Origin of the sequence: Streptomyces sp. NPDC053427 (genome assembly GCF_044544985.1) — a bacterium.
Classification (GTDB): domain Bacteria; phylum Actinomycetota; class Actinomycetes; order Streptomycetales; family Streptomycetaceae; genus Streptomyces.
This window is the reverse complement of sequence record NZ_JBITYA010000010.1, coordinates 365,173-382,701: the sequence shown is the minus strand read 5'-3', so window position 1 is coordinate 382,701 and position 17,529 is coordinate 365,173. Positions and strand designations below refer to the sequence as shown.

The following is a 17,529-nucleotide window of genomic DNA, read 5'->3' as shown; positions in this document are numbered from 1 at the left end:
TAGTCATGGCTATGATTAGTCAGATTCTTGATTATGGGAAGCCCGGGAAAGGGGTAACCGGTCCGATGGCTCTCAAGCACGCGGTGCTGGCGGCGCTGCTCGACGGCGAATACAGCGGCTACCAACTGGCCAAGGCGTTCGACATCGGCGTCGCCAACTTCTGGCATGCGCTGCCGCAGCAGCTCTACGCCGAGCTGGCCCGGCTGGAGACGGAGGGGCTGGTCACCGGCCGGCAGGTGGTCCAGGAGACCCGGCCGAACAAGCGGCTGTTCCAGGTCACGGAGGCGGGCCTGGCCGAGCTGGAGCGGTTTGCGGCGGCCTCGTCCAAACCGTCGTTCATCCGGGACGACCTGCTGGTGAAGGTGCAGGCCGCGGACCGGATCGACGCCGCGCCGGTGATCGAGCAGCTGACGGAACGGGTCCGGATCGCCGACGCCAAGATGGAGATCTTCGGCAAGCTGCTGGCACGGATGCGGGGCACCTCGACCGAGGAGGAGTTCCTGGCGCACGGCGCGCGGATCGGCCCGTATCTGACGTGTCTGTACGGGCTCGGCTTCGAGCGGGAGACGCGCGACTGGTGCGAGCGGATCGCCGGGGTGCTGCGGGCGCGGGTCGCCAACTCGCCCGGCGTGAAGGGCAATTAGCGCCGGTTCGCACGGCGCGCGAGGGATCGATACGGCAGTACCCCATCGTGTGAACCGGCACATCTCCGGGCGTACGGATGGGCATCAGGCAAAGCGTATCGATCGCCTATAGGAAGGCATATCTTCATGCGTCTCCGCCGGACCGCCGCCACCGCAGCCGCCACCGCCGTCAGCGCCCTCGCCCTCGTCCTGACCCTGCCGGCCTCGGCGAACGCCGCCACGGGCTACTTCACCTACGTCGTCGACGACACCCCGATGCCCCTCGTGCTGATCGACCCGCCGAGCCGCGAGTGCCTCACGCTCCCTGAGGTCGCCGACCCCGAGGTACCGCCCGCGCATTCGCCGCGGAACGGCACCGACTCGACCGCCGTGGTCTTCACGAACCCCGACTGCACGGGCAACCACTTCAGCCTCCGCCCCCACACCGGCCACGGCTCGGAGCGGCTGAAGGTCCGGTCGGTGGTCTTCTCCTGAGCCACGGGGTTCCGAGGCCTTGAGGTCTTGCGGCCATGCGGTGCCGGGGCGGGGCGGACGGGCGCCCGTCCGCCCCGCCCCGCGGACCGACGGAATGGGGGGTTCCGCCAGAACCAGGCACGGCAGACCTACGCACAACGGGGCACTGGTTAACGGTTGCGGGACGGCCCATTCTCGACATCATGACCACCCACACCTCTGTCGCCGCGTACGCCGCACCCGCCCCGAAGGCTCCGCTGGAGCGGACCACCATCCCGCGCCGCGAGCTGGGTGCCCACGACATCCTGATCGACATCAAGTACGCCGGCATCTGCCACTCCGACATCCACACCGTCCGCGCCGAATGGGGCGACGGCGGAAACTTCCCGATCGTCCCCGGCCATGAGATCGCCGGCGTCGTCGCCGAGACCGGCTCCGCCGTCACCCGCTACCGGCCGGGCGACCGGGTCGGCGTCGGCTGCTTCGTCGACTCCTGCCGGGAGTGCGAGAACTGCGCGGCCGGCCTGGAGCAGTACTGCACCGGCGAGTCCGGCAACATCGGCACGTACAACGCCGTCGGCCGGGACGGACAGCCCACCTACGGCGGCTACTCCACCCACCTGGTCGTCGACGAGAACTACGCGCTGCGCATCCCCGACACCATCCCGCTGGACGCCGCCGCACCGCTGCTGTGCGCCGGCATCACCCTCTACTCCCCGCTCGCCCACTGGAAGGCCGGCCCCGGCAAGAAGGTCGCGGTCGTCGGCCTCGGCGGCCTCGGCCACATGGGCGTGAAGATCGCGGCCGCGATGGGCGCGGAGGTCACCGTCCTGAGTCAGTCGCTGCGCAAGAAGGACGACGGGCTGCGGTTCGGCGCCGCGCACTACTACGCGACGTCCGACCCGGCCACCTTCGAGGCGCTGGCGGGCACCTTCGACCTGATCCTCAACACCGTCTCGGCCGATCTGGACATCAACGCCTACCTCGGTCTGCTGCGCACCGACGGCACCCTGGTCCAGGTGGGCGCACCCGAGAAGCCGCTGACGATCGCGCCGTTCGCGCTGATCCCGGGGCGGAAGTCGTTCTCCGGGTCGATGATCGGCGGCATCCCGGAGACCCAGGAGATGCTCGACTTCTGCGGTGCGCACGGTCTGGCCGCGGACATCGAGGTGATCGGCGCGGACCGGATCAACGAGGCGTACGAGCGGGTGCTGGCGAGCGATGTGCGCTACCGCTTCGTGATCGACACCTCCACGATCTGATGCCCGGGGCCTCGGTGGCCCGGCCCCGCGGGGCCGGGCCACCGAGGCGTCAACTCACCGTGCGAGACTGCCGAGATGAGCGCCGCCCCTGCCCGCCGTACCGGCCGTCGTCGTACCGCCCTGCTCGCGGCAGCGGCGGCCACCGGCGCAGCGGTCCTGAGCGCCTGCGGCCCGGGGAGCTCGGGCGGCGGCTCCTCCGATGACTCCGGCGGCGCGCGGAGCGAGAACGCCTCGGCCGCCGTCCCCGTGGCCGACCGCAAGGCGGCCCCGGACCTCTCCGGTACCACCACCCGCGGCAAGCCCCTGGACTTCGCCGACTACAAGGGCAAGGTCGTGGTCCTCAATGTCTGGAGCTCGACCTGCGGCCCGTGCGGCGCGGAGGCGCCCGGCTTCGCGAAGGTGGCCAGGAGCACCGGCGGCGCGGGCGTGCGGTTCATCGGCATCGATACCAGGGACCCGGACAGGTCGCAGGCCGTCGACTTCGAGGAGCGGCACCACGTGCCGTATCCGAGCCTGTCCGACCCGACCGGCAAGCTTCTGCTGCGCTTTCCCCAGGGCAGTCTCAACCCGCAGCTCATCCCCACAACGCTCGTTCTCGACCGGAAGGGGCGCCTCGCCGCCCGGATGCTCGGACCGGTCGACGAGGACGCCCTGCGCGCGATGATCGAACCCGTGCTCAGAGAGAAGTGAGCACGCTCACCGGGGAGTTCCCGGCCGGCGCCGCCCGCTCCTGTGCCCGCCGCATGCCCCGCGACGGCCACCAGGTCGCCCCGCCCAGCAGCGTCAGCGCCGCCGGCAGGATCATGACCCGGATGACGAAGGCGTCCAGGAGGACGGCGACCGCGAGGCTGAACCCGATCTGCTTCATCTCGGCGAGGTGGAGCAGCGTGAAGCTGGCGAACACCGTCACCATCACCACGGCCGCGCTGGTCACGACCTTGGCGGAGGTCACGGTGCCCTGGAGGACGGCCTGCCGGGTCGGTACGCCGGCGAGCGCGGCCTCGCGGATGCGGCTGACGACGAAGACCTGGTAGTCCATCGACAGCCCGAAGAGGATGACGAAGAGGAAGAGCGGCACCCGGGAGCCGATGGCGTTGGTCGCCGCCGGGTCGACGCCGAACAGCGTGCTGGCCAGCCCGTACTGGAAGAAGACCACGACCAGGCCGAACGCGGCCGCCGCGGACAGCAGGTTGAGCACCACGCCGATCAGCCCGAGGACCAGCGAGCGGAAGGCCAGGGCGGTGAGGACGAAGGTCAGGAGGAGGAGCATCCCCACGACCAGGGGGAGCTTCTCGTCCTGGTGGGCGAGGTAGTCGGTGTCGTGCGGGACATCGCCGGTGACGGCGAATCGGGCTCCGTCGATCTTGCCGACGGTGGACGGCAGATAGTCCTTGCGGAGGTGGTCGAGCGAGGCGAGCGCCTCGGGTGAGCTGAGCTTGTGCGGCACGGCCAGGTACAGGGCGTGGGTCCGGCGGTCCGCCGAGACCCGTACGGTCGGCTTCACGCCCTTGGCGTACAGCGGATCGCGTTCGGTCTTCCGCTCCACCTCCTTGAGCGCGCCCGCCACTTGACCCGCATCGCCGGGCGCGGCCTGCACGACGACCTGGTGCTGGATGCGCAGTTCGGGGTAGGCCGCCACGAGCCGGTCGTACGCCTGGAGGGCGGGGATCTCGCGGGAGTGGCTGTCCTTGTTGAGGACCCGCAGCTGCATCCCCAGGGCGGGCGCCGCCAGCCCCAGCATGAGCAGGACCGATACGCACAGCGTGATCAACGGGTGCTTGCTCGCGGGCCGGAGCAGCGCGGTCCAGATGCGGCCGGCCTCGGCGTCCCCCTTCGGCGGGCGCGAACGGCGGCCCTTGGCCTCGCGGCGGGCGGCCCGGCGTTCGGCGCGCCGTCCGAGCGTGACCAGCAGGGCGGGCAGCGCGGTCAGCGAGCTGAGCACGGCGGCCAGGACGACGACGATGGTGCAGGTGGCCAGGGACGAGAAGATGACGTCGGTGGCCAGAAAGAGGGTGGCCGTGGAGACGATCACGGCGAAGCCGGAGACGACGACCGCCCGGCCGGAGGTGGCGGCGGCCAGTTCCACCAGCGCCTCGGGGCCGAGCCGGCCGCCCGAGCGGGCCCGCTCCTCGCGTTCGCGCTTGAGGTAGAAGAGCGTGTAGTCGACGCCCACGGCCATGCCGATCAGGATGATGATGTTCATGCCCACGCCGACGTCCGGCACGACATGCGAGGCAATCATGGACAGGCCGACGGCGGCGGCGATGGAGGTCAGCGCGAGCAGCACCGGCACCGCCACCATCACGACCGATCCGAAGACGGCCAGCAGCGTGAGCAGCGTGATCGGCAGGGTGATCGCTTCGGAGAGTGCCAGGTCGTCGCCGCGCTGGGTGTCCACGCCCCTGCTGATGGACGGGCTGCCGGTCTCCTCCACCCGCAGTCCGGGGTAGCTGCGCTGCGCCGCCTCGGTCTGGGCGGCGAGCGGCGCGACATGGTCATCGGCGTCCGCTTCGGTGCCGTGCAGGGTCACCTCGACCCGCAGCGTGCCGCCGTCGGCGCTGCGGACCGCGGGCGCGACCCGCTTGACCTCGGGCAGCTTGTGCATCCGGGCGGTGATGTCCCGGACGGCCGCATCGGCGGCGGCGCGGTCGAGCGGGCCCGACCGGGCGGAAATCAGCACCTGTTCGACCGGCTCGAGGTCCAGATGCCCCTGGGCCGCCATGGTCTCGGCGCGGCCCGCCTCGCCGGTGCGGTGGTCGTCCGCAGTGGCGCTGTGTGTGCCCAGCATGCTGCCCACCCCCAGAGACAGCACCACGAACGCCAGCCATACGGCCAGCCCGCGCCAGGGATGGCGGGCGCTCCAGCCCGCCATCCGTACGGCGATCGACCGTTGTGCCACGGCCGCATCCCTCCCCCTCATGTGCCCAGCTCCTTCGACGTGATTTCGACGTGATGCCGCGCCCCCCACCGGGCGCAAGAACTCATGCGAACAGGCGATGACGCCGACACTGACGCATGTAAGTCGAGAATTACAGGTGTCTGCGAGAGACGTCAACCGTAAGATCGGAGTGGGCGAGCCCGGCGGACTCGCTTGACAGCCCGTCCGGGCATGCGAAAACCTCCGCTGACAGGCGTCCGGAACGGCAAGAAGGTGGGCCATGAACAGCGAGGAGCTGCTGGCCCTGCTGTCCGCCGTGGGACATGCGCAGCGGCTGCGGGTGATCGGCGAGCTGGCCGAGGGCCGGCTGTACGTCAGCGAACTGGCCCGCCGGCTGGAGATGTCCCGGCCGCTGCTCTATATGCACCTGGACCGGCTGGAGAAGGCAGGCCTGGTCGCGGGCCGGCTGGAACTGTCCGACGACGGCAAGGCACTCAAGTACTTCGAACTGGCCCCGTTCGAGCTGAAGCTGAACGTGGCCACCGTCCTCGCCGCCCTCCAGGAGGATGCGACCGGGGCGGCGACGTCGGTTGAACGACCATAGGGGGACGCATACATGGACGGCAGCACCATCATCCCGATAGCCATCATCATGATCGCCTTTGCTTCGGTGGTGGCGATCGTGACCTCGTACTTCAAGCTCCAGCGGCATCGCGCCGACGCCGCGGCGCTGGCGGAGTACCGCAAGCTCGCCGAGCAGATCGCCGCCAACCAGCAGGCGACGAACGAGCGGCTGACGGAGCTGAACGACCGGATCAAGGCCGTGGAGAAGCTGCTGCAGAGCGTGGGCTGAGAATTTTCGTACGGGTCGGCAACCTCCCCCTCGGCCGGACGTCGTGAGGGGTGAGGGCGCCATCAGGCGCCGCCCCGTCGAAGAACGTGGAGCCGACCATGAAGTCCACCCGCACCGCCCGCAGCCACCGGCCCGGCGCCGCCCGCACCCGCCTCCGGGGCGCCGCCGGCGCCGGGCTGCTGGCCGCGCTCGTCCTCACCTCCCTGGCCACGGCCGGCACCGCGCAAGCCGCCACCCCGTCGCCCCGCCCCACGGCCCCGCCGACGGCCGCCCCGTCCGCCAGCCCGTCCCCCGCCCCGGACGGCAGCGCCACCGCCTCCCCCACCGTCCGGCCCACCTCCCGGCCCACCCAGGCACACCCCAAGCCGACCGCGACGCCCTCCCACCCCGGCCCCGCGCCCAGCCAGGCCCCGAAGCCCGGCGACTCCAAGCCCAGCCCCGCACCGGCCCCCAAGGGCAAGGAGCTCGCCCACACCGGCGCCTCCCCCGCCACCACCTACGCGCTCGGCGGCGGCGCCGCGGCCCTGATCGCCGCGGGTGGCGGCGCGCTCTACGCGGTCCACCGCCGGCGCGCCTGACGCTCCTGATGGAGTACGCCGCCCCGCATATCGCCCCGGTACGGTGCGCCGTACCGGGGCCGCGGCACGCCCTGTGGCGGTGGCTGCTGCGCACCGCCCGCACGGCGCCCGCCCGCCGCGCGACACCACGCCCCGGATGCCCCCACCCGGCGGACGCGGAACCCCGGTCCTCCGGGGATCTCCGGTACGCCGACCCCGGCCGGGCGGGCCCCGAGCACGGCCCCCACCACCCGACGATCAGCGAGCTCTACCACGCGCACCGGCTGACCATGGTCCGGCTGGCCGTCCTGCTCGTCGACGACCGGGCCACCGCCGAGGACGTCGTCCAGGACGCGTTCACCGCGCTCTACAAGCGCCACGGCGAACGGCTCGACGAGGTCGACAACGCCCTCGCCTACCTGCGCACCGCCGTCGTCAACGCGGCCCGCTCGGTGCTGCGCCGCCGCCGTACGGCCCGCGACTACACACCCCCGTACGAGACGGACGCACCGTCCGCCGAGGAGCGCATCGTGCTGGACGAGGAGCACCGCGAGGTGTTCGCCGCGCTCGGCGGGCTGACCGCGCGCCGCCGCGAGGTCCTCGTCCTGCGCTACTGGGGCGATCTCACCGAGGCCCAGATCGCGGAGACCCTCGGCATCAGCCGCGGCGCGGTGAAGTCCCTCGCCAGCCGGGCCCTGGACTCCCTGGAAAAGATCTTGGAGGCGCGCTCATGAACGGACCCGGCAGCGAACCCGGGCGTCCCGTCGAGGACCGGCTGCGGCGCGCGTTCGCCGCGCGCGCCGCCACCGTCGCCGTACGGGACCTGCGACCCGCCGAGCCTCCGGGCCCGCATCTGCGCCGCGGCCGCCCGGCGCTCGCCCGGCCCTGGCTGCGGCGCTTCGGGCTGCCGTTGGCCGCGGCCGCCGCCGTGGCACTCGGGTATCTGGCCCTCGCCCCCCAGGACCCGCCCGTACGGCCCGCGCCCGATCCGGCCCCCGCGGCCCCGCCGACCCCCGTCCCCCCCACACCGACCCCGACCCCGCCCCCCACCCAGCGGCCCTCCGCCACCCCCACCCGGTCCCCCTCCACCACACCCACCCGGCGCCCCTCTCCCACACCCACCCGCCCGCACTCTCCCCCTTCGACCGGCGTCCCCTCCCCCGGCCCCGACCGCTCGGCCCCGGCCTCGTCCTCGGCCTCTCCCTCCCCACCCCGCACCCCCTCGGGCAGCCCCAGCCCCACCGGGCTCCCGCGTTAGCAACGCGTTAGCCGATCACCAACGCCCCCGCCGAGGATCGTGTCCTCATCAGCCAGCTGCGCCCGCCCGGGGGAGCCCCATGCCGTATGCCGCCACCGCCGGGCGCCGCCTCACCGCCGTCACGCTGATGGCCGCCGCCGGCCTGTCCCTCACCTCCTGCGACCACGACGGCGGCAGCCGGCCCGGCGCCCCGGCGCGGCCCTCCGCCGCGTCCCGGCCGCCGGCCCCGGGTACCCGTATCGCCTGTACACCCGAAATGCTCCGGTTCCACGCGCGCGGAATCCGGCACCCGGCGCACCGCATGCTGCTGACCGTCACCAATTACTCCGACAAGCCCTGCGACTTCGCCGCCCAGCCGTATCCGCTGCTGCGCCTCGGCGCCCGGCAACGAGCCGTCACCCCGGCGATCGGCGCCAGCGACCCGGGCACCGTCATCACCCTCGCCCCGGACGGGACCGCGTACGCCGGCGTCACCACCTCCGCCGCGGCCGACGGCGCACCCCGCCGGGGCGAGCGGATCTCCCAGTTCGGCGTCGCGCTCGCCCCCCGCACCGCCCCCTGCCAGGTCGGCCTGGACGGCGGCCCGCCGGTCCGGGTGAACCCGCGCACCGCCAAGGTCACCTACTGGCAGAGCCGCCGCGAGGCCGCCCTCAAGTGGTGAGCGGCGCGAACACCCGCCCGCACGACACGGCCCGCCGTACCCCCTTCGGGTCGATTTCCGGTTACCCGAAGAACGGCCCCGTGCAGGGCCGTCGCTCATGATCACTCCTGTTTTGCGGCTATTGATCGCCTTTACGCTCCTGTGGCATGGCTGCGCCTGCCACCGCTCGCCCGGTAGGCTTTCCGTGTGATCTTCAAGCGCATCGGAAATGGGCGGCCGTACCCCGACCACGGCCGGGAGAGCACCCGCCAGTGGGCGGACGTCGCCCCGCGCCCGGTACGCCTCGACCAGTTGGTGACCACCAAGCAGCAGCTCGACCTGGAGACGCTGCTCGCCGAGGACTCGACGTTCTACGGCGACCTCTTCGCGCACGTCGTGAAGTGGGAGGGCGATCTCTACCTGGAGGACGGGCTGCACCGCGCGGTGCGCGCCGCCCTTCAGCAGCGCCAGGTGCTGCACGCCCGGGTGCTCGAACTGGATGGCAGTACCGCAGCGGAATGACGCCGTCCGCGCCACCGCACACCCACCCGAATTGACCCGTTCGGGTTGCCTCGTACACCACCGGCTGATCATCTAGTAGGCATGGCTCCCGGCCCGCACTACGCTGCGGGCATGAGCATGCTGACGCCCCCGGGCATGGGCGGTAAGAAGTACCGCATCACGGGCGACAGGTACCCGCGGATGCGCCGTCCCCGACACCGTCGCCGGATCGTCCTCACCCTTGTGGCCGCCGCCTGTGCCCTCGGCCTGGCCGGCTGGGGTTCCCTTCAGCTCATCGACGTCTTCGGGGGCGAGGGCAGTACGGCCCAGGCCGCCCCGGGCAAGAAGAAATGCACACCCCACGGGGATGCGGCGGCGCGGGCGCGCGCCAGGGCCGCCACCCGCAAGCCGCTGCCCGAGCCGGGCGCGCTGACCGTCAATGTCTTCAACGCCACCCCGCGCTCCGGGCTGGCCAAGCGCACCGCCGACGAGCTCGAGAAGCGCGGCTTCAAGATCGGCAAAGTGGGCAACGCCCCGGCCTCCTACGACAAGCAGGTCAAGGGCTCCGGGATAGTGCTGGGCCCGAAGGCCGCGGCGGACGGCCCGCTGAAGGTGCTCGCCACCCAGCTCACCGGCGCCGCGCAGAAGACCGACAACCGCAAGGGCGCCGATATCGACCTGATCATCGGCACCGCCTTCAAGGACCTGGCCAAGGAGAAGGACGCCGAGAAGGCCGTCGCCCAGCTGGCACGGGCATCGGCGCCGCCCCGCCCCGCCGCCAAGTGCTGACACCCCTCACGCCCCTCGCACCACTCGGGCCCCTCGCCGGTGATCGGCGAGGGGCCCGAGTGGCTGATGAGCGGGGACGGACGGTCAGCCGGCCGTCCCGTACATCCGGTCGCCCGCGTCGCCCAGACCCGGCACGATGTAGCGGTCGTCGTTGAGCCGCTCGTCGACCGCCGCGGTGACCACCGTCACGGGCGCGCCGGCCAGTTCCTTCTCCATGACCGCAACGCCTTCCGGCGCGGCCAGCAGGCAGATCGCGGTGACATCGTCCGCACCGCGCTTGATCAGCTCGCGGATCGCCGCGACCAGCGTGCCGCCGGTGGCCAGCATCGGGTCGACGACATAGACCTGACGGCCCGAGAGGTCGTCGGGCATCCGCGTCGCGTACGTGTGCGCCTCGTACGTCTCCTCGTTGCGGACCATGCCCATGAAGCCGACCTCCGCGGTGGGCAGCAGCCGGACCATGCCGTCCAGCATGCCCAGACCGGCCCGCAGGATCGGTACGACCAGGGGGCGCGGGTGCGACAGCCGTACACCGGTGGTCGCCGTCACCGGGGTCTCGATGTCGACCTGATCGGTGCGCACATCACGGGTGGCCTCATAGGCGAGCAGGGTGACCAGCTCGTCGGCGAGCCGCCGGAAGGTCGGGGAGTCGGTGCGCTTGTCGCGCAGGGTGGTGAGTTTGTGCGCCACCAGCGGGTGGTCGACGACGTGCAAGCGCACACTTTCCTCCAGGGGGTCTGATCTGCAACAACGGCCGCAGGAGCGACCCAGCGCTCAAGGCTACCGGGATGACGCGAAAGGTACGGTTCTGCGGGCCCATACCCCGGGGACACAGGCGAATCCCGGACGGCCCACCCGGTGCCCGGTGACCGGTGCCCGTCCCCGGTCCGGCGACGCGTTGGCGCGAATCCGCCGAAAGGGAGGAAAGTGGGCACATAGGGGCGATTGTTCCGTTGCTCCGTCCGGTGAGACCTGAGGAGGTGGGCACGTGTCCGACGGTCGGCCGGCAGCCGACGGCGTCGCCCGCGACGTCGAGAGCGAGGTGGCGCGCCGTAGGCGCCGCGCGCATTTCCTGCGCGAGCGGCAGGCAGCCATGGAGCTGCGGGACCGCGTCCAGCCGCGCCGCGCACGGGCCGCCCGGATGCGCCAGGCCATGCGGATGCGCACATTCCGCGGCTAGTCCCGCGCCTCGCGCACCCGTTTGCGCTGCGGCACGTGAGCGACATCTCTCACAACCTCCGCACGACGCAGCGCCGAAGACCCCGCGCGAGCGCCATGTTTCTGCCACGATTCCGAAGGGGCGGGACCCGCGACGCGGCAGCGTCGTCCCCGCCCGGCCCGGACGTTATGACAGGTGGGAGAGTCACGGTGTATTTCGCCGCACTGCTCGCGCGCACCGAAGACGGGTGGGAAGCGAGCGATATGGAGCTCGACGAAGTGGAGACCCTGTCCGATCTGGCCGATCTGGCCCGAGAGGCGGCGCTCGACGACGACACGGTGGTGGCCTTCATCGAGCAGGAGGACGCCTGGTTCGGCGTCATCCGGGTGGACGGCGAGGACGACCCGCGGGTCTTCCTCTCCAACGCCGCCGCCGCTTCCAGAAGCTCGTACGGAGCGATGCTGATCGACGAGCTGCTGGGCCGCGACGACGACGACGCGGACGACCTCGACAGCCTCAACCTGGACGGCACGGAGGACGGCGAACCGGAAACCGACAACGACCCTGACGACGACACGATCGAGGCGGTGAACGGCTCCGAGAACCACGCCACCGTCGGCCCTCTCGGCGACACCGCGCTCCTGACCGACCTGGGTGTCGGCGAGAAGGAGCTGCTCGCCCTGGACGGCGACGCGCTCGCCACCATCGCCGACTCCCTGGGCTGCACGGAAGTCCTGGAAGCGGTGCGCTGATCCCGGCCGGGCCCGGCGCCGGGCCCGCCCCAGGTCGCGTCCCCGACACTGGGGGACATGACCGTCCCGCCATCCATCCCTGATGCCTCCCCCGTGCCCGACCCGCTACGCGATCCCTGGATCGCCCCGATGCGCCGGGCGCTGGCCGAGGCCGCCCGCGCCCCCGGGACGGGAGACGTCCCGGTGGGCGCCGTTGTGCTGTCCGCCGACGGCACCGTCCTCGGCACCGGCCACAACGAACGCGAGGCCACCGGCGACCCGACCGCGCACGCGGAGGTCCTGGCCCTGCGGGCCGCCGCGCGGGCGCTGCAAGAGGAAGCCTTGCGCGGCGGTTCCGGCCGGGACGGTGGCGGGAGGCGGGCGGGAGAGTGGCGGCTGACCGGCTGCACCCTGCTCGTCACCCTGGAGCCCTGCACCATGTGCGCGGGCGCGATCGTCCTCTCGCGCGTCGACCGCGTCGTGTACGGCGCCCGCGACGCCAAGGCCGGGGCCGTCGGCTCGCTCTGGGACGTCGTCCGCGACCGCCGCCTCAACCACCGGCCCGAGGTCATCACCGGCGTCCTCGAAGCCGACTGCGCCGCCCTCCTCACCGCCTTCTTCCGCGACCGCTGACCTCCGGGCGGCCCGGGCCCCCGAACGGCCCCCGCCCGTAATCCGATTTCGGCTCACGGCCACCCTTGGGCTAAGCTCTCTCTCGGTAGCGTGTCCGAGCGGCCGAAGGAGCTCGCCTCGAAAGCGAGTGTGGCGCAAGTCACCGAGGGTTCAAATCCCTCCGCTACCGCTTTCGAACCGCCCCCGACCTGTGCAAACAGATCGGGGGCGGTTCTCTTGTGCCGGCGCCCTCCGGCGAGATTTCGGCCCGTCAGATCCGTGGGGCCGACGAGGATTTCGGACCCGGCGACGGGATCGAGGGCGCCGAACGACGGCGCGCGGGCCGTACTGGGCCCGCTCAGGGATCCGACGGGCAGCTGCACGCCGGGCCGGCGCCGCCGCGCCGCTGTGGCGCACGGCGGCGTAGTGAGGCGGCACGCCGGACGGCCGGAAACACCGCGCGGCGGCGCCCCGGACCGGGGTGCCGCCGCGGGAGTCCGTGGCCGGACGCGGTCAGTCGTTACGGCGGCCCAGCGCGCGGCGGATGAAGTGGACGATCAGCCAGATCACCACGACCGCGATGACCAGGAAGATCACGAACAGCACGATCGCGAGGATGCCGAGCTTCTTGAAGAAGCTCTTCGACTTCTTCTTGACCTTCTTCTTCCACTTCGACGACTTCTTCTCCTTCGACACGACGTGCGAGGAGTGGGTCGAGTGGTGCGAGAACGAGCTGTGGCCGTGGCGCCCGAAGGCCAGCGGGGACGCGGGGGCGGCAGCGACGCGCGCGGAGGAGGCGTCGGCGGCGCTGACCGCGGCGCGGGGCGCGGCGGCGCTCCCGGCGGCCACGGCCGGCCCGGCGCCCACGGCCAGCAGGCCGAACAGGAGCGCCAGGACGACGGCCGGCCGGCGCCTGCTGCGGATGCGGGTCGCCGGATGCGCGGCGGCCGTAGTGGGCGTGCGTGTGGACATGGTTGATCCCCCTCGGGTCGTGGCGTCAGCCATTATGGGCAGGGGCGGGAACCCCCGCCGAGGTTTCGACCTCCATGAGGGAGGCGCTCCGGCGCTCCTCGTCGAAGGCCTTGCGGCCGCCGCGTAGGCCGAACAGCCGCTTGGTGACCGCGATGTAGAGCACCGCAAGAATGTTGACAACCAGCGTGGCGATCTTGAGCCAGCTGACCTTCTCGGTCAGCTCGTAGATCTCCAGCGGCAGGAAGGCCGCCGTCGCCACGACCGTCAGATACTCCGCCCACCTCTTGGCGCGCCACAGGCCGACGCCCTCGATGATCTCCACCAGGGCGTACGCGAGCAGCAGCGCGGCCACCAGCATCAGCGTGGAGTGCCGATAGCCGAAGGTCTTCTGGATGGTGCCGACGACCGGTGAGTGGTCCAGGTCGTAGTGGAAGTGCCGGGCCACCGGGCGGATCACATCGAGGTTTTCGTCGAAGAACCGGCGGACCGCGTCCTTGCGGTTGCTGAACTGCCACACCCCGACCGCGGCCAGCACGATGAACACGCCGCGGATCGCCCGCTCGACGGCGAGGAAGCGCAGGATGAACAGATCCCGCAGGACCTTGCCGCGCGGGACCAGAGGGGCGTCGGCGGCCGGGCCGGAGCCGTGCGGCTCGCCGAGCGCGAAGTCGCCGCAGCGCAGACAGCGCCAGGCCTCGCCGAGCGCGGTGGCCGCGCGCAGCTTCTCCCGCAGGTCGTCCTCCTGCGGGACGTAGGTGATGTGCCCGCGGCGCGCGCAGGTACGCCGGTCCCAGTCGATCTTCATCGTCGGTGCCCTGTGTTCCTTTCGTCCTCCCGCGCGGTGCGCGCCGCACCGCGGCGCGCTGCCACGCTCCGGTCTGTCGCGTACATGATGCATGCCGCGCAGGGCATCCGGGTCGTACGGGGTGAGGGACGCGGGTCACCCTACGGCCGGTTGCAACGGGGAGGGCGCGGGGGTGCAGGGGCACGGAAGGAGGGCGGGGAAGCCGCGGGCATCCGCGGGGCCGGGGCGGCGGGCCGGGCCGAACGGCAGAGCCCCGGCGCCGGGCCGCCGCTCAGTCGGCCCGGGAGCCGGGGCTCCTGGTCGGCCGGGGGAACGGCGTCGGACGACGGCCGCTCCCCCGAGGAGGACCGGATCCCAAAGCCCACGCCGCAGTCAGGGGGAGTGCGCGGCGCGGACCCCGCAGTGGGATCCCGTCCGGCCCCGCGGATTCCTGCCAGATCCGCCGGACACACCGCCATCGTGCCTCCGCGGCCCCTCTCCCCCACCCGGCAAAGGGCCTCTCTTGGCGGGCCTTTGGTCCTTAAAGGCCAGATCAGCGCCGCTACGAGAGCGGGGCGGCCACCCATCGATCGATCCTTCACAGCTGCCGCCCTCGAACACCTGTGGTTACACTCACCCGACTGCATCCGGGCCGGGAGCGCAGCGGAAAAGCAGGGGAAAACCAGGGACTGCGGTAGGGGACAGGGGAGACGGACCGATGGCGCAGGCAAAAAAGATCGCGTTGTATTTGGTCATCGTCTTCGTGCTCTACACGATCATCACGTCCCCAGGGCGGGCCGCCGACCTCGTCCAGATAGGCTTCGAGGGCATCTCGTCCGCTGCTCAGGGCGTCGGCGAGTTCATGACCCAGCTGATCAAGTAGTCGGCTGGGGCGCCGGCCGGTCGCCCGACCGGGCGTGCACGTTCGCCGCACGGAGGTCCCAGTGATCCGCCACCTGGTCCTGTTCAAGCTCAACGAAGGTGTCTCCCGCGACGAGGAGCGGGTGCAGGCCGCCGCCCGTGCGCTCGCCGCCCTGGAGGGCCGGATCCCGGAGCTGACGTTCTGGGAGTGCGCCTGGAACATCACCGACCGCCCGATCGCCTACGACTTCGCGGTCAACTCCGCCGTGGCCGACACCGACGCCCTCAAGCGCTACCTCGAGCACCCGGACCACCAAGCGGCGGCCGGTCAGTGGCGTGAATTCGCCACCTGGGTGATCGCCGACTACGAGTTCTGAGCCCCGGCACCCCGCGCTCCGAGCCCCTCGCCCCTTACGGGTGGGGGGCTTCGCCGTACCCCGCCCCCGTACGGGAAATCCCCCACCCCTCTGCCAGCCAACTCTCCCCCCAACACGGCGTTATGGGGTGCTTGCACACAGTGCACATGTCTTGTGATGCTATGACCGCTTTTGCCGGATACATGCACTGTGAAGGGTGGCGTGACCGTGACGGCCCGTACTGCGCCCAAGGCTCCATCCCGCGAGAGCCGTAGCGCGGACACGCGGGCGCTCACGCAGGTGCTGTTCGCGGAACTGACGGGCCTCGAACCCGGCACCCCCGAGCACACCCGGGTCCGCGCCGCCCTCATCGAGGCCAACCTTCCGCTGGTCAGATACGCCGCGGCGCGCTTTCGCAGCCGCAACGAACCCATGGAGGACGTCGTCCAGGTCGGCACCATCGGGCTGATCAATGCGATCGACCGGTTCGACCCGGACCGGGGCGTCCAGTTCCCGACCTTTGCGATGCCGACCGTTGTCGGCGAAATCAAACGCTACTTTCGGGACAATGTCCGGACCGTGCATGTTCCGCGCCGCCTCCACGAGCTGTGGGTGCAGGTCAACGGCGCCACCGAGGACCTGACCGTGCTGCACGGCCGCTCCCCGACCACCGCCGAGATCGCCGAGCGCCTCAAGATCGGCGAGGACGAGGTGCTGGCCTGCCTGGAGGCCGGCCGCTCGTACCACGCGACCTCCTTGGAGGCCGCCCAGGAAGGCGACGGCCTGCCCGGCCTCCTGGACCGCCTCGGGTACGAGGATCCCGAGCTGGCGGGCGTGGAGCACCGCGACCTCGTACGGCATCTGCTCGTCCAGCTCCCCGAGCGCGAGCAGCGCATCCTTCTCCTCCGTTACTACAGCAATCTGACGCAATCACAGATCAGCGCGGAGCTGGGGGTGTCGCAGATGCATGTCTCGCGGCTACTGTCGCGGAGCTTCGCCCGACTGCGATCCGCAAACAGGATCGACGCCTAACCGGGACGGGCGACGCAGCCCCGCACGGCCTGCGCAGATATGTCGACATGGCGCTACAGCGTGTTGCCGACATGTGACATTCTGCAGAAACCGCGTTTGCCGTGGCGCTGCCTCCGGTATTCAGGTGGAGGCATAACTCCTCGGTCCGCCCGGCCCGAGGACACCGCAGCGACACCTCAAGGGGGTGGCATGTCCGTAGAACTGGGCAGCTCGAAGGTGCTTCCCGCGATTCCCGCGCCCGCGCCGCACCTGCACGACCAGGTGCCCGACCAGGTGCACGACGACGCCATCAACACCCGCACGCTCTCCCGCTCCCTGTTCCTGCGGCTCGCCACGCTCGACAAGGACTGCGCGGAGCGCACCTACGTCCGCGACACCCTCATCGAGCTGAACCTCCCGCTCGTCCGTTACGCCGCGGCGCGCTTCCGCAGCCGTAACGAGCCGATGGAGGACATCGTCCAGGTCGGCACCATCGGTCTGATCAAGGCCATCGACCGTTTCGATTGCGAACGCGGCGTGGAATTCCCCACGTTCGCGATGCCCACCGTCGTCGGCGAGATCAAGCGTTTCTTCCGCGACACGTCGTGGTCGGTACGGGTCCCGCGCCGGCTCCAGGAGCTCCGGCTCGCCCTCACCAAGGCCAGCGACGAGCTCGCCCAGAAGCTGGACCGCTCCCCGACGGTCCCCGAACTCGCCCTGTGCCTGGGCGTGTCCGAGGAAGACGTCGTCGACGGCCTGGCGGTCGGCAACGCCTACACCGCCTCCTCCCTCGACTCCCCGTCCCCCGAGGACGACGGCGGCGAGGGCTCCCTCGCGGACCGCCTCGGCTACGAAGACACCGCGCTGGAGGGCGTGGAGTACCGCGAATCCCTCAAGCCCCTGCTGGCCAAACTCCCGCCCCGGGAGCGCCAGATCATCATGTTGCGCTTCTTCGCCAACATGACGCAGTCCCAGATCGGCGAGGAGGTCGGCATCTCCCAGATGCACGTCTCCCGGCTTCTCACCCGCACCCTGGCGCAGCTGCGCGACGGGCTCATCGCCGACTGAGGTCCGGTCCGCCGAGGGGTGCGCCGCTCGGCGGACAGCTGCAAGGGGACCGGCACCGCAGGTCCGTACTCGCAGGTACGCACACACGGGTCCGCACCCACCGAGGTGACGGATTCCCGCCCCTGTACTCCTGACGCTTC

23 protein-coding genes and 1 tRNA gene are annotated in these 17,529 nt (G+C 71.4%); 20 read left to right on the top strand and 4 right to left on the bottom strand.

Annotated elements, in window-relative coordinates:
* Positions 1 to 65 precede the first annotated feature (65 nt).
* From ACIGWZ_RS28205 to ACIGWZ_RS28190, 4 genes are all read left to right on the top strand, one after another.
* On the top strand, positions 66 to 644 hold the full coding sequence (locus tag ACIGWZ_RS28205; RefSeq protein WP_400069386.1) for a PadR family transcriptional regulator: 579 nt from the start codon (positions 66 to 68) through the stop codon (positions 642 to 644).
* A gap of 126 nt (positions 645 to 770) precedes the next feature.
* Positions 771 to 1,118: a hypothetical protein gene (locus ACIGWZ_RS28200; RefSeq protein WP_400069384.1), complete on the top strand. Its 348-nt coding sequence runs from the start codon at positions 771 to 773 to the stop codon at positions 1,116 to 1,118.
* 182 nt (positions 1,119 to 1,300) lie between these two features.
* On the top strand, positions 1,301 to 2,359 hold the full coding sequence (locus tag ACIGWZ_RS28195) for an NAD(P)-dependent alcohol dehydrogenase (protein WP_400069382.1): 1,059 nt from the start codon (positions 1,301 to 1,303) through the stop codon (positions 2,357 to 2,359).
* A 75-nt stretch (positions 2,360 to 2,434) separates the two neighbouring features.
* Entirely contained in the window at positions 2,435 to 3,049 is a 615-nt protein-coding gene (locus ACIGWZ_RS28190) for a TlpA family protein disulfide reductase (protein WP_400069380.1), read from the top strand.
* On the opposite strand, the gene ACIGWZ_RS28185 is transcribed toward ACIGWZ_RS28190, so the two are convergent.
* A complete protein-coding gene (locus ACIGWZ_RS28185) occupies positions 3,036 to 5,279 on the bottom strand; it encodes an MMPL family transporter (RefSeq protein WP_400069378.1) in 2,244 nt (747 codons plus the stop codon). The genes ACIGWZ_RS28190 and ACIGWZ_RS28185 overlap by 14 nt on opposite strands.
* Before the next feature lie 238 nt (positions 5,280 to 5,517).
* Here ACIGWZ_RS28185 and ACIGWZ_RS28180 point away from each other — a divergent pair, with 238 nt between their 5' ends.
* The 8 genes from ACIGWZ_RS28180 (at position 5,518) to ACIGWZ_RS28145 (ending at position 9,835) form a co-directional block, all read left to right on the top strand.
* A complete protein-coding gene (locus ACIGWZ_RS28180; RefSeq protein WP_400069376.1) occupies positions 5,518 to 5,841 on the top strand; it encodes an ArsR/SmtB family transcription factor in 324 nt (107 codons plus the stop codon).
* A 12-nt stretch (positions 5,842 to 5,853) separates the two neighbouring features.
* Entirely contained in the window at positions 5,854 to 6,090 is a 237-nt protein-coding gene (locus ACIGWZ_RS28175; RefSeq protein WP_400069374.1) for a hypothetical protein, read from the top strand.
* A 98-nt stretch (positions 6,091 to 6,188) separates the two neighbouring features.
* The gene (locus tag ACIGWZ_RS28170; RefSeq protein WP_400069372.1) at positions 6,189 to 6,668 is read left to right on the top strand and encodes an LAETG motif-containing sortase-dependent surface protein; all 480 of its coding nucleotides are present in this window, start codon (positions 6,189 to 6,191) and stop codon (positions 6,666 to 6,668) included.
* Positions 6,669 to 6,676: 8 nt separating this feature from the next.
* On the top strand, positions 6,677 to 7,381 hold the full coding sequence (locus ACIGWZ_RS28165; RefSeq protein ID WP_400069370.1) for an RNA polymerase sigma factor: 705 nt from the start codon (positions 6,677 to 6,679) through the stop codon (positions 7,379 to 7,381).
* Positions 7,378 to 7,905 (top strand): hypothetical protein, encoded by a 528-nt coding sequence (locus ACIGWZ_RS28160; RefSeq protein ID WP_400069368.1) that lies wholly within the window; start codon positions 7,378 to 7,380, stop codon positions 7,903 to 7,905. Before ACIGWZ_RS28165 ends, ACIGWZ_RS28160 begins: the two co-directional genes overlap by 4 nt.
* A 79-nt stretch (positions 7,906 to 7,984) precedes the next feature.
* Positions 7,985 to 8,566 (top strand): DUF4232 domain-containing protein, encoded by a 582-nt coding sequence (locus ACIGWZ_RS28155; RefSeq protein ID WP_400069366.1) that lies wholly within the window; start codon positions 7,985 to 7,987, stop codon positions 8,564 to 8,566.
* Positions 8,567 to 8,752: 186 nt separating this feature from the next.
* Entirely contained in the window at positions 8,753 to 9,067 is a 315-nt protein-coding gene (locus tag ACIGWZ_RS28150) for a type II toxin-antitoxin system VapB family antitoxin (RefSeq protein WP_400069364.1), read from the top strand.
* A gap of 111 nt (positions 9,068 to 9,178) precedes the next feature.
* The gene (locus tag ACIGWZ_RS28145; RefSeq protein ID WP_400069362.1) at positions 9,179 to 9,835 is read left to right on the top strand and encodes a LytR C-terminal domain-containing protein; all 657 of its coding nucleotides are present in this window, start codon (positions 9,179 to 9,181) and stop codon (positions 9,833 to 9,835) included.
* An 84-nt stretch (positions 9,836 to 9,919) separates the two neighbouring features.
* Here ACIGWZ_RS28145 and upp read toward each other — a convergent pair whose 3' ends face one another.
* Entirely contained in the window at positions 9,920 to 10,555 is a 636-nt protein-coding gene (gene upp / locus ACIGWZ_RS28140; protein WP_400069359.1) for a uracil phosphoribosyltransferase, read from the bottom strand.
* A gap of 268 nt (positions 10,556 to 10,823) precedes the next feature.
* Here upp and ACIGWZ_RS28135 point away from each other — a divergent pair, with 268 nt between their 5' ends.
* From ACIGWZ_RS28135 to ACIGWZ_RS28120, 4 genes are all read left to right on the top strand, one after another.
* Entirely contained in the window at positions 10,824 to 11,015 is a 192-nt protein-coding gene (locus ACIGWZ_RS28135) for a hypothetical protein (RefSeq protein ID WP_400069357.1), read from the top strand.
* A gap of 188 nt (positions 11,016 to 11,203) precedes the next feature.
* Positions 11,204 to 11,746 carry a hypothetical protein gene (locus ACIGWZ_RS28130; protein ID WP_400069355.1) on the top strand — a complete coding sequence of 181 codons (543 nt, stop codon included), beginning with the start codon at positions 11,204 to 11,206 and terminating at the stop codon, positions 11,744 to 11,746.
* Between the two features lie 57 nt (positions 11,747 to 11,803).
* Complete coding sequence (locus ACIGWZ_RS28125; RefSeq protein ID WP_400069353.1) at positions 11,804 to 12,358, top strand: nucleoside deaminase; 555 nt, start codon at positions 11,804 to 11,806, stop codon at positions 12,356 to 12,358.
* Positions 12,359 to 12,442: 84 nt separating this feature from the next.
* Positions 12,443 to 12,527, top strand: a tRNA-Ser gene (locus ACIGWZ_RS28120).
* Positions 12,528 to 12,850: 323 nt separating this feature from the next.
* On the opposite strand, the gene ACIGWZ_RS28115 is transcribed toward ACIGWZ_RS28120, so the two are convergent.
* Both ACIGWZ_RS28115 and ACIGWZ_RS28110 read right to left on the bottom strand, forming a co-directional pair.
* Entirely contained in the window at positions 12,851 to 13,309 is a 459-nt protein-coding gene (locus ACIGWZ_RS28115) for a hypothetical protein (RefSeq protein WP_400069351.1), read from the bottom strand.
* Between the two features lie 25 nt (positions 13,310 to 13,334).
* Positions 13,335 to 14,114, bottom strand: coding sequence for a DUF2127 domain-containing protein (locus ACIGWZ_RS28110; RefSeq protein WP_400069349.1), 780 nt, complete (start codon positions 14,112 to 14,114; stop codon positions 13,335 to 13,337).
* A gap of 697 nt (positions 14,115 to 14,811) precedes the next feature.
* On the opposite strand from ACIGWZ_RS28110, the gene ACIGWZ_RS28105 reads away from it, so the two are divergent.
* The 4 genes from ACIGWZ_RS28105 to ACIGWZ_RS28090 all read left to right on the top strand — a co-directional run bounded on the left by ACIGWZ_RS28105 (position 14,812) and on the right by ACIGWZ_RS28090 (position 17,389).
* A complete protein-coding gene (locus tag ACIGWZ_RS28105; protein ID WP_362702783.1) occupies positions 14,812 to 14,976 on the top strand; it encodes a hypothetical protein in 165 nt (54 codons plus the stop codon).
* Positions 14,977 to 15,037: 61 nt separating this feature from the next.
* Complete coding sequence (locus ACIGWZ_RS28100; protein WP_400069347.1) at positions 15,038 to 15,331, top strand: Dabb family protein; 294 nt, start codon at positions 15,038 to 15,040, stop codon at positions 15,329 to 15,331.
* 201 nt (positions 15,332 to 15,532) lie between these two features.
* Positions 15,533 to 16,342, top strand: a complete 810-nt coding sequence (locus tag ACIGWZ_RS28095; RefSeq protein WP_362702785.1) for an RNA polymerase sigma factor SigF — start codon at positions 15,533 to 15,535, stop codon at positions 16,340 to 16,342.
* A 189-nt stretch (positions 16,343 to 16,531) separates the two neighbouring features.
* The gene (locus ACIGWZ_RS28090) at positions 16,532 to 17,389 is read left to right on the top strand and encodes an RNA polymerase sigma factor SigF (protein WP_400069344.1); all 858 of its coding nucleotides are present in this window, start codon (positions 16,532 to 16,534) and stop codon (positions 17,387 to 17,389) included.
* Positions 17,390 to 17,529 lie beyond the last annotated feature (140 nt).

Excerpts from the sequence above, each read along its gene's own strand:
- ACIGWZ_RS28205 (WP_400069386.1), top strand. The coding sequence starts at position 66 with ATGGCTCTCAAGCACGCGGTGCTGGCGGCGCTGCTCGACGGCGAATAC.
- ACIGWZ_RS28200 (WP_400069384.1), top strand. The coding sequence starts at position 771 with ATGCGTCTCCGCCGGACCGCCGCCACCGCAGCCGCCACCGCCGTCAGC.
- ACIGWZ_RS28195 (WP_400069382.1), top strand. The coding sequence starts at position 1,301 with ATGACCACCCACACCTCTGTCGCCGCGTACGCCGCACCCGCCCCGAAG.
- ACIGWZ_RS28190 (WP_400069380.1), top strand. The coding sequence starts at position 2,435 with ATGAGCGCCGCCCCTGCCCGCCGTACCGGCCGTCGTCGTACCGCCCTG.
- ACIGWZ_RS28185 (WP_400069378.1), bottom strand. The coding sequence starts at position 5,279 with ATGAGGGGGAGGGATGCGGCCGTGGCACAACGGTCGATCGCCGTACGG.
- ACIGWZ_RS28180 (WP_400069376.1), top strand. The coding sequence starts at position 5,518 with ATGAACAGCGAGGAGCTGCTGGCCCTGCTGTCCGCCGTGGGACATGCG.
- ACIGWZ_RS28175 (WP_400069374.1), top strand. The coding sequence starts at position 5,854 with ATGGACGGCAGCACCATCATCCCGATAGCCATCATCATGATCGCCTTT.
- ACIGWZ_RS28170 (WP_400069372.1), top strand. The coding sequence starts at position 6,189 with ATGAAGTCCACCCGCACCGCCCGCAGCCACCGGCCCGGCGCCGCCCGC.
- ACIGWZ_RS28165 (WP_400069370.1), top strand. The coding sequence starts at position 6,677 with ATGGAGTACGCCGCCCCGCATATCGCCCCGGTACGGTGCGCCGTACCG.
- ACIGWZ_RS28160 (WP_400069368.1), top strand. The coding sequence starts at position 7,378 with ATGAACGGACCCGGCAGCGAACCCGGGCGTCCCGTCGAGGACCGGCTG.
- ACIGWZ_RS28155 (WP_400069366.1), top strand. The coding sequence starts at position 7,985 with ATGCCGTATGCCGCCACCGCCGGGCGCCGCCTCACCGCCGTCACGCTG.
- ACIGWZ_RS28145 (WP_400069362.1), top strand. The coding sequence starts at position 9,179 with ATGAGCATGCTGACGCCCCCGGGCATGGGCGGTAAGAAGTACCGCATC.
- ACIGWZ_RS28125 (WP_400069353.1), top strand. The coding sequence starts at position 11,804 with ATGACCGTCCCGCCATCCATCCCTGATGCCTCCCCCGTGCCCGACCCG.
- ACIGWZ_RS28115 (WP_400069351.1), bottom strand. The coding sequence starts at position 13,309 with ATGTCCACACGCACGCCCACTACGGCCGCCGCGCATCCGGCGACCCGC.
- ACIGWZ_RS28110 (WP_400069349.1), bottom strand. The coding sequence starts at position 14,114 with ATGAAGATCGACTGGGACCGGCGTACCTGCGCGCGCCGCGGGCACATC.
- ACIGWZ_RS28105 (WP_362702783.1), top strand. The coding sequence starts at position 14,812 with ATGGCGCAGGCAAAAAAGATCGCGTTGTATTTGGTCATCGTCTTCGTG.
- ACIGWZ_RS28090 (WP_400069344.1), top strand. The coding sequence starts at position 16,532 with ATGTCCGTAGAACTGGGCAGCTCGAAGGTGCTTCCCGCGATTCCCGCG.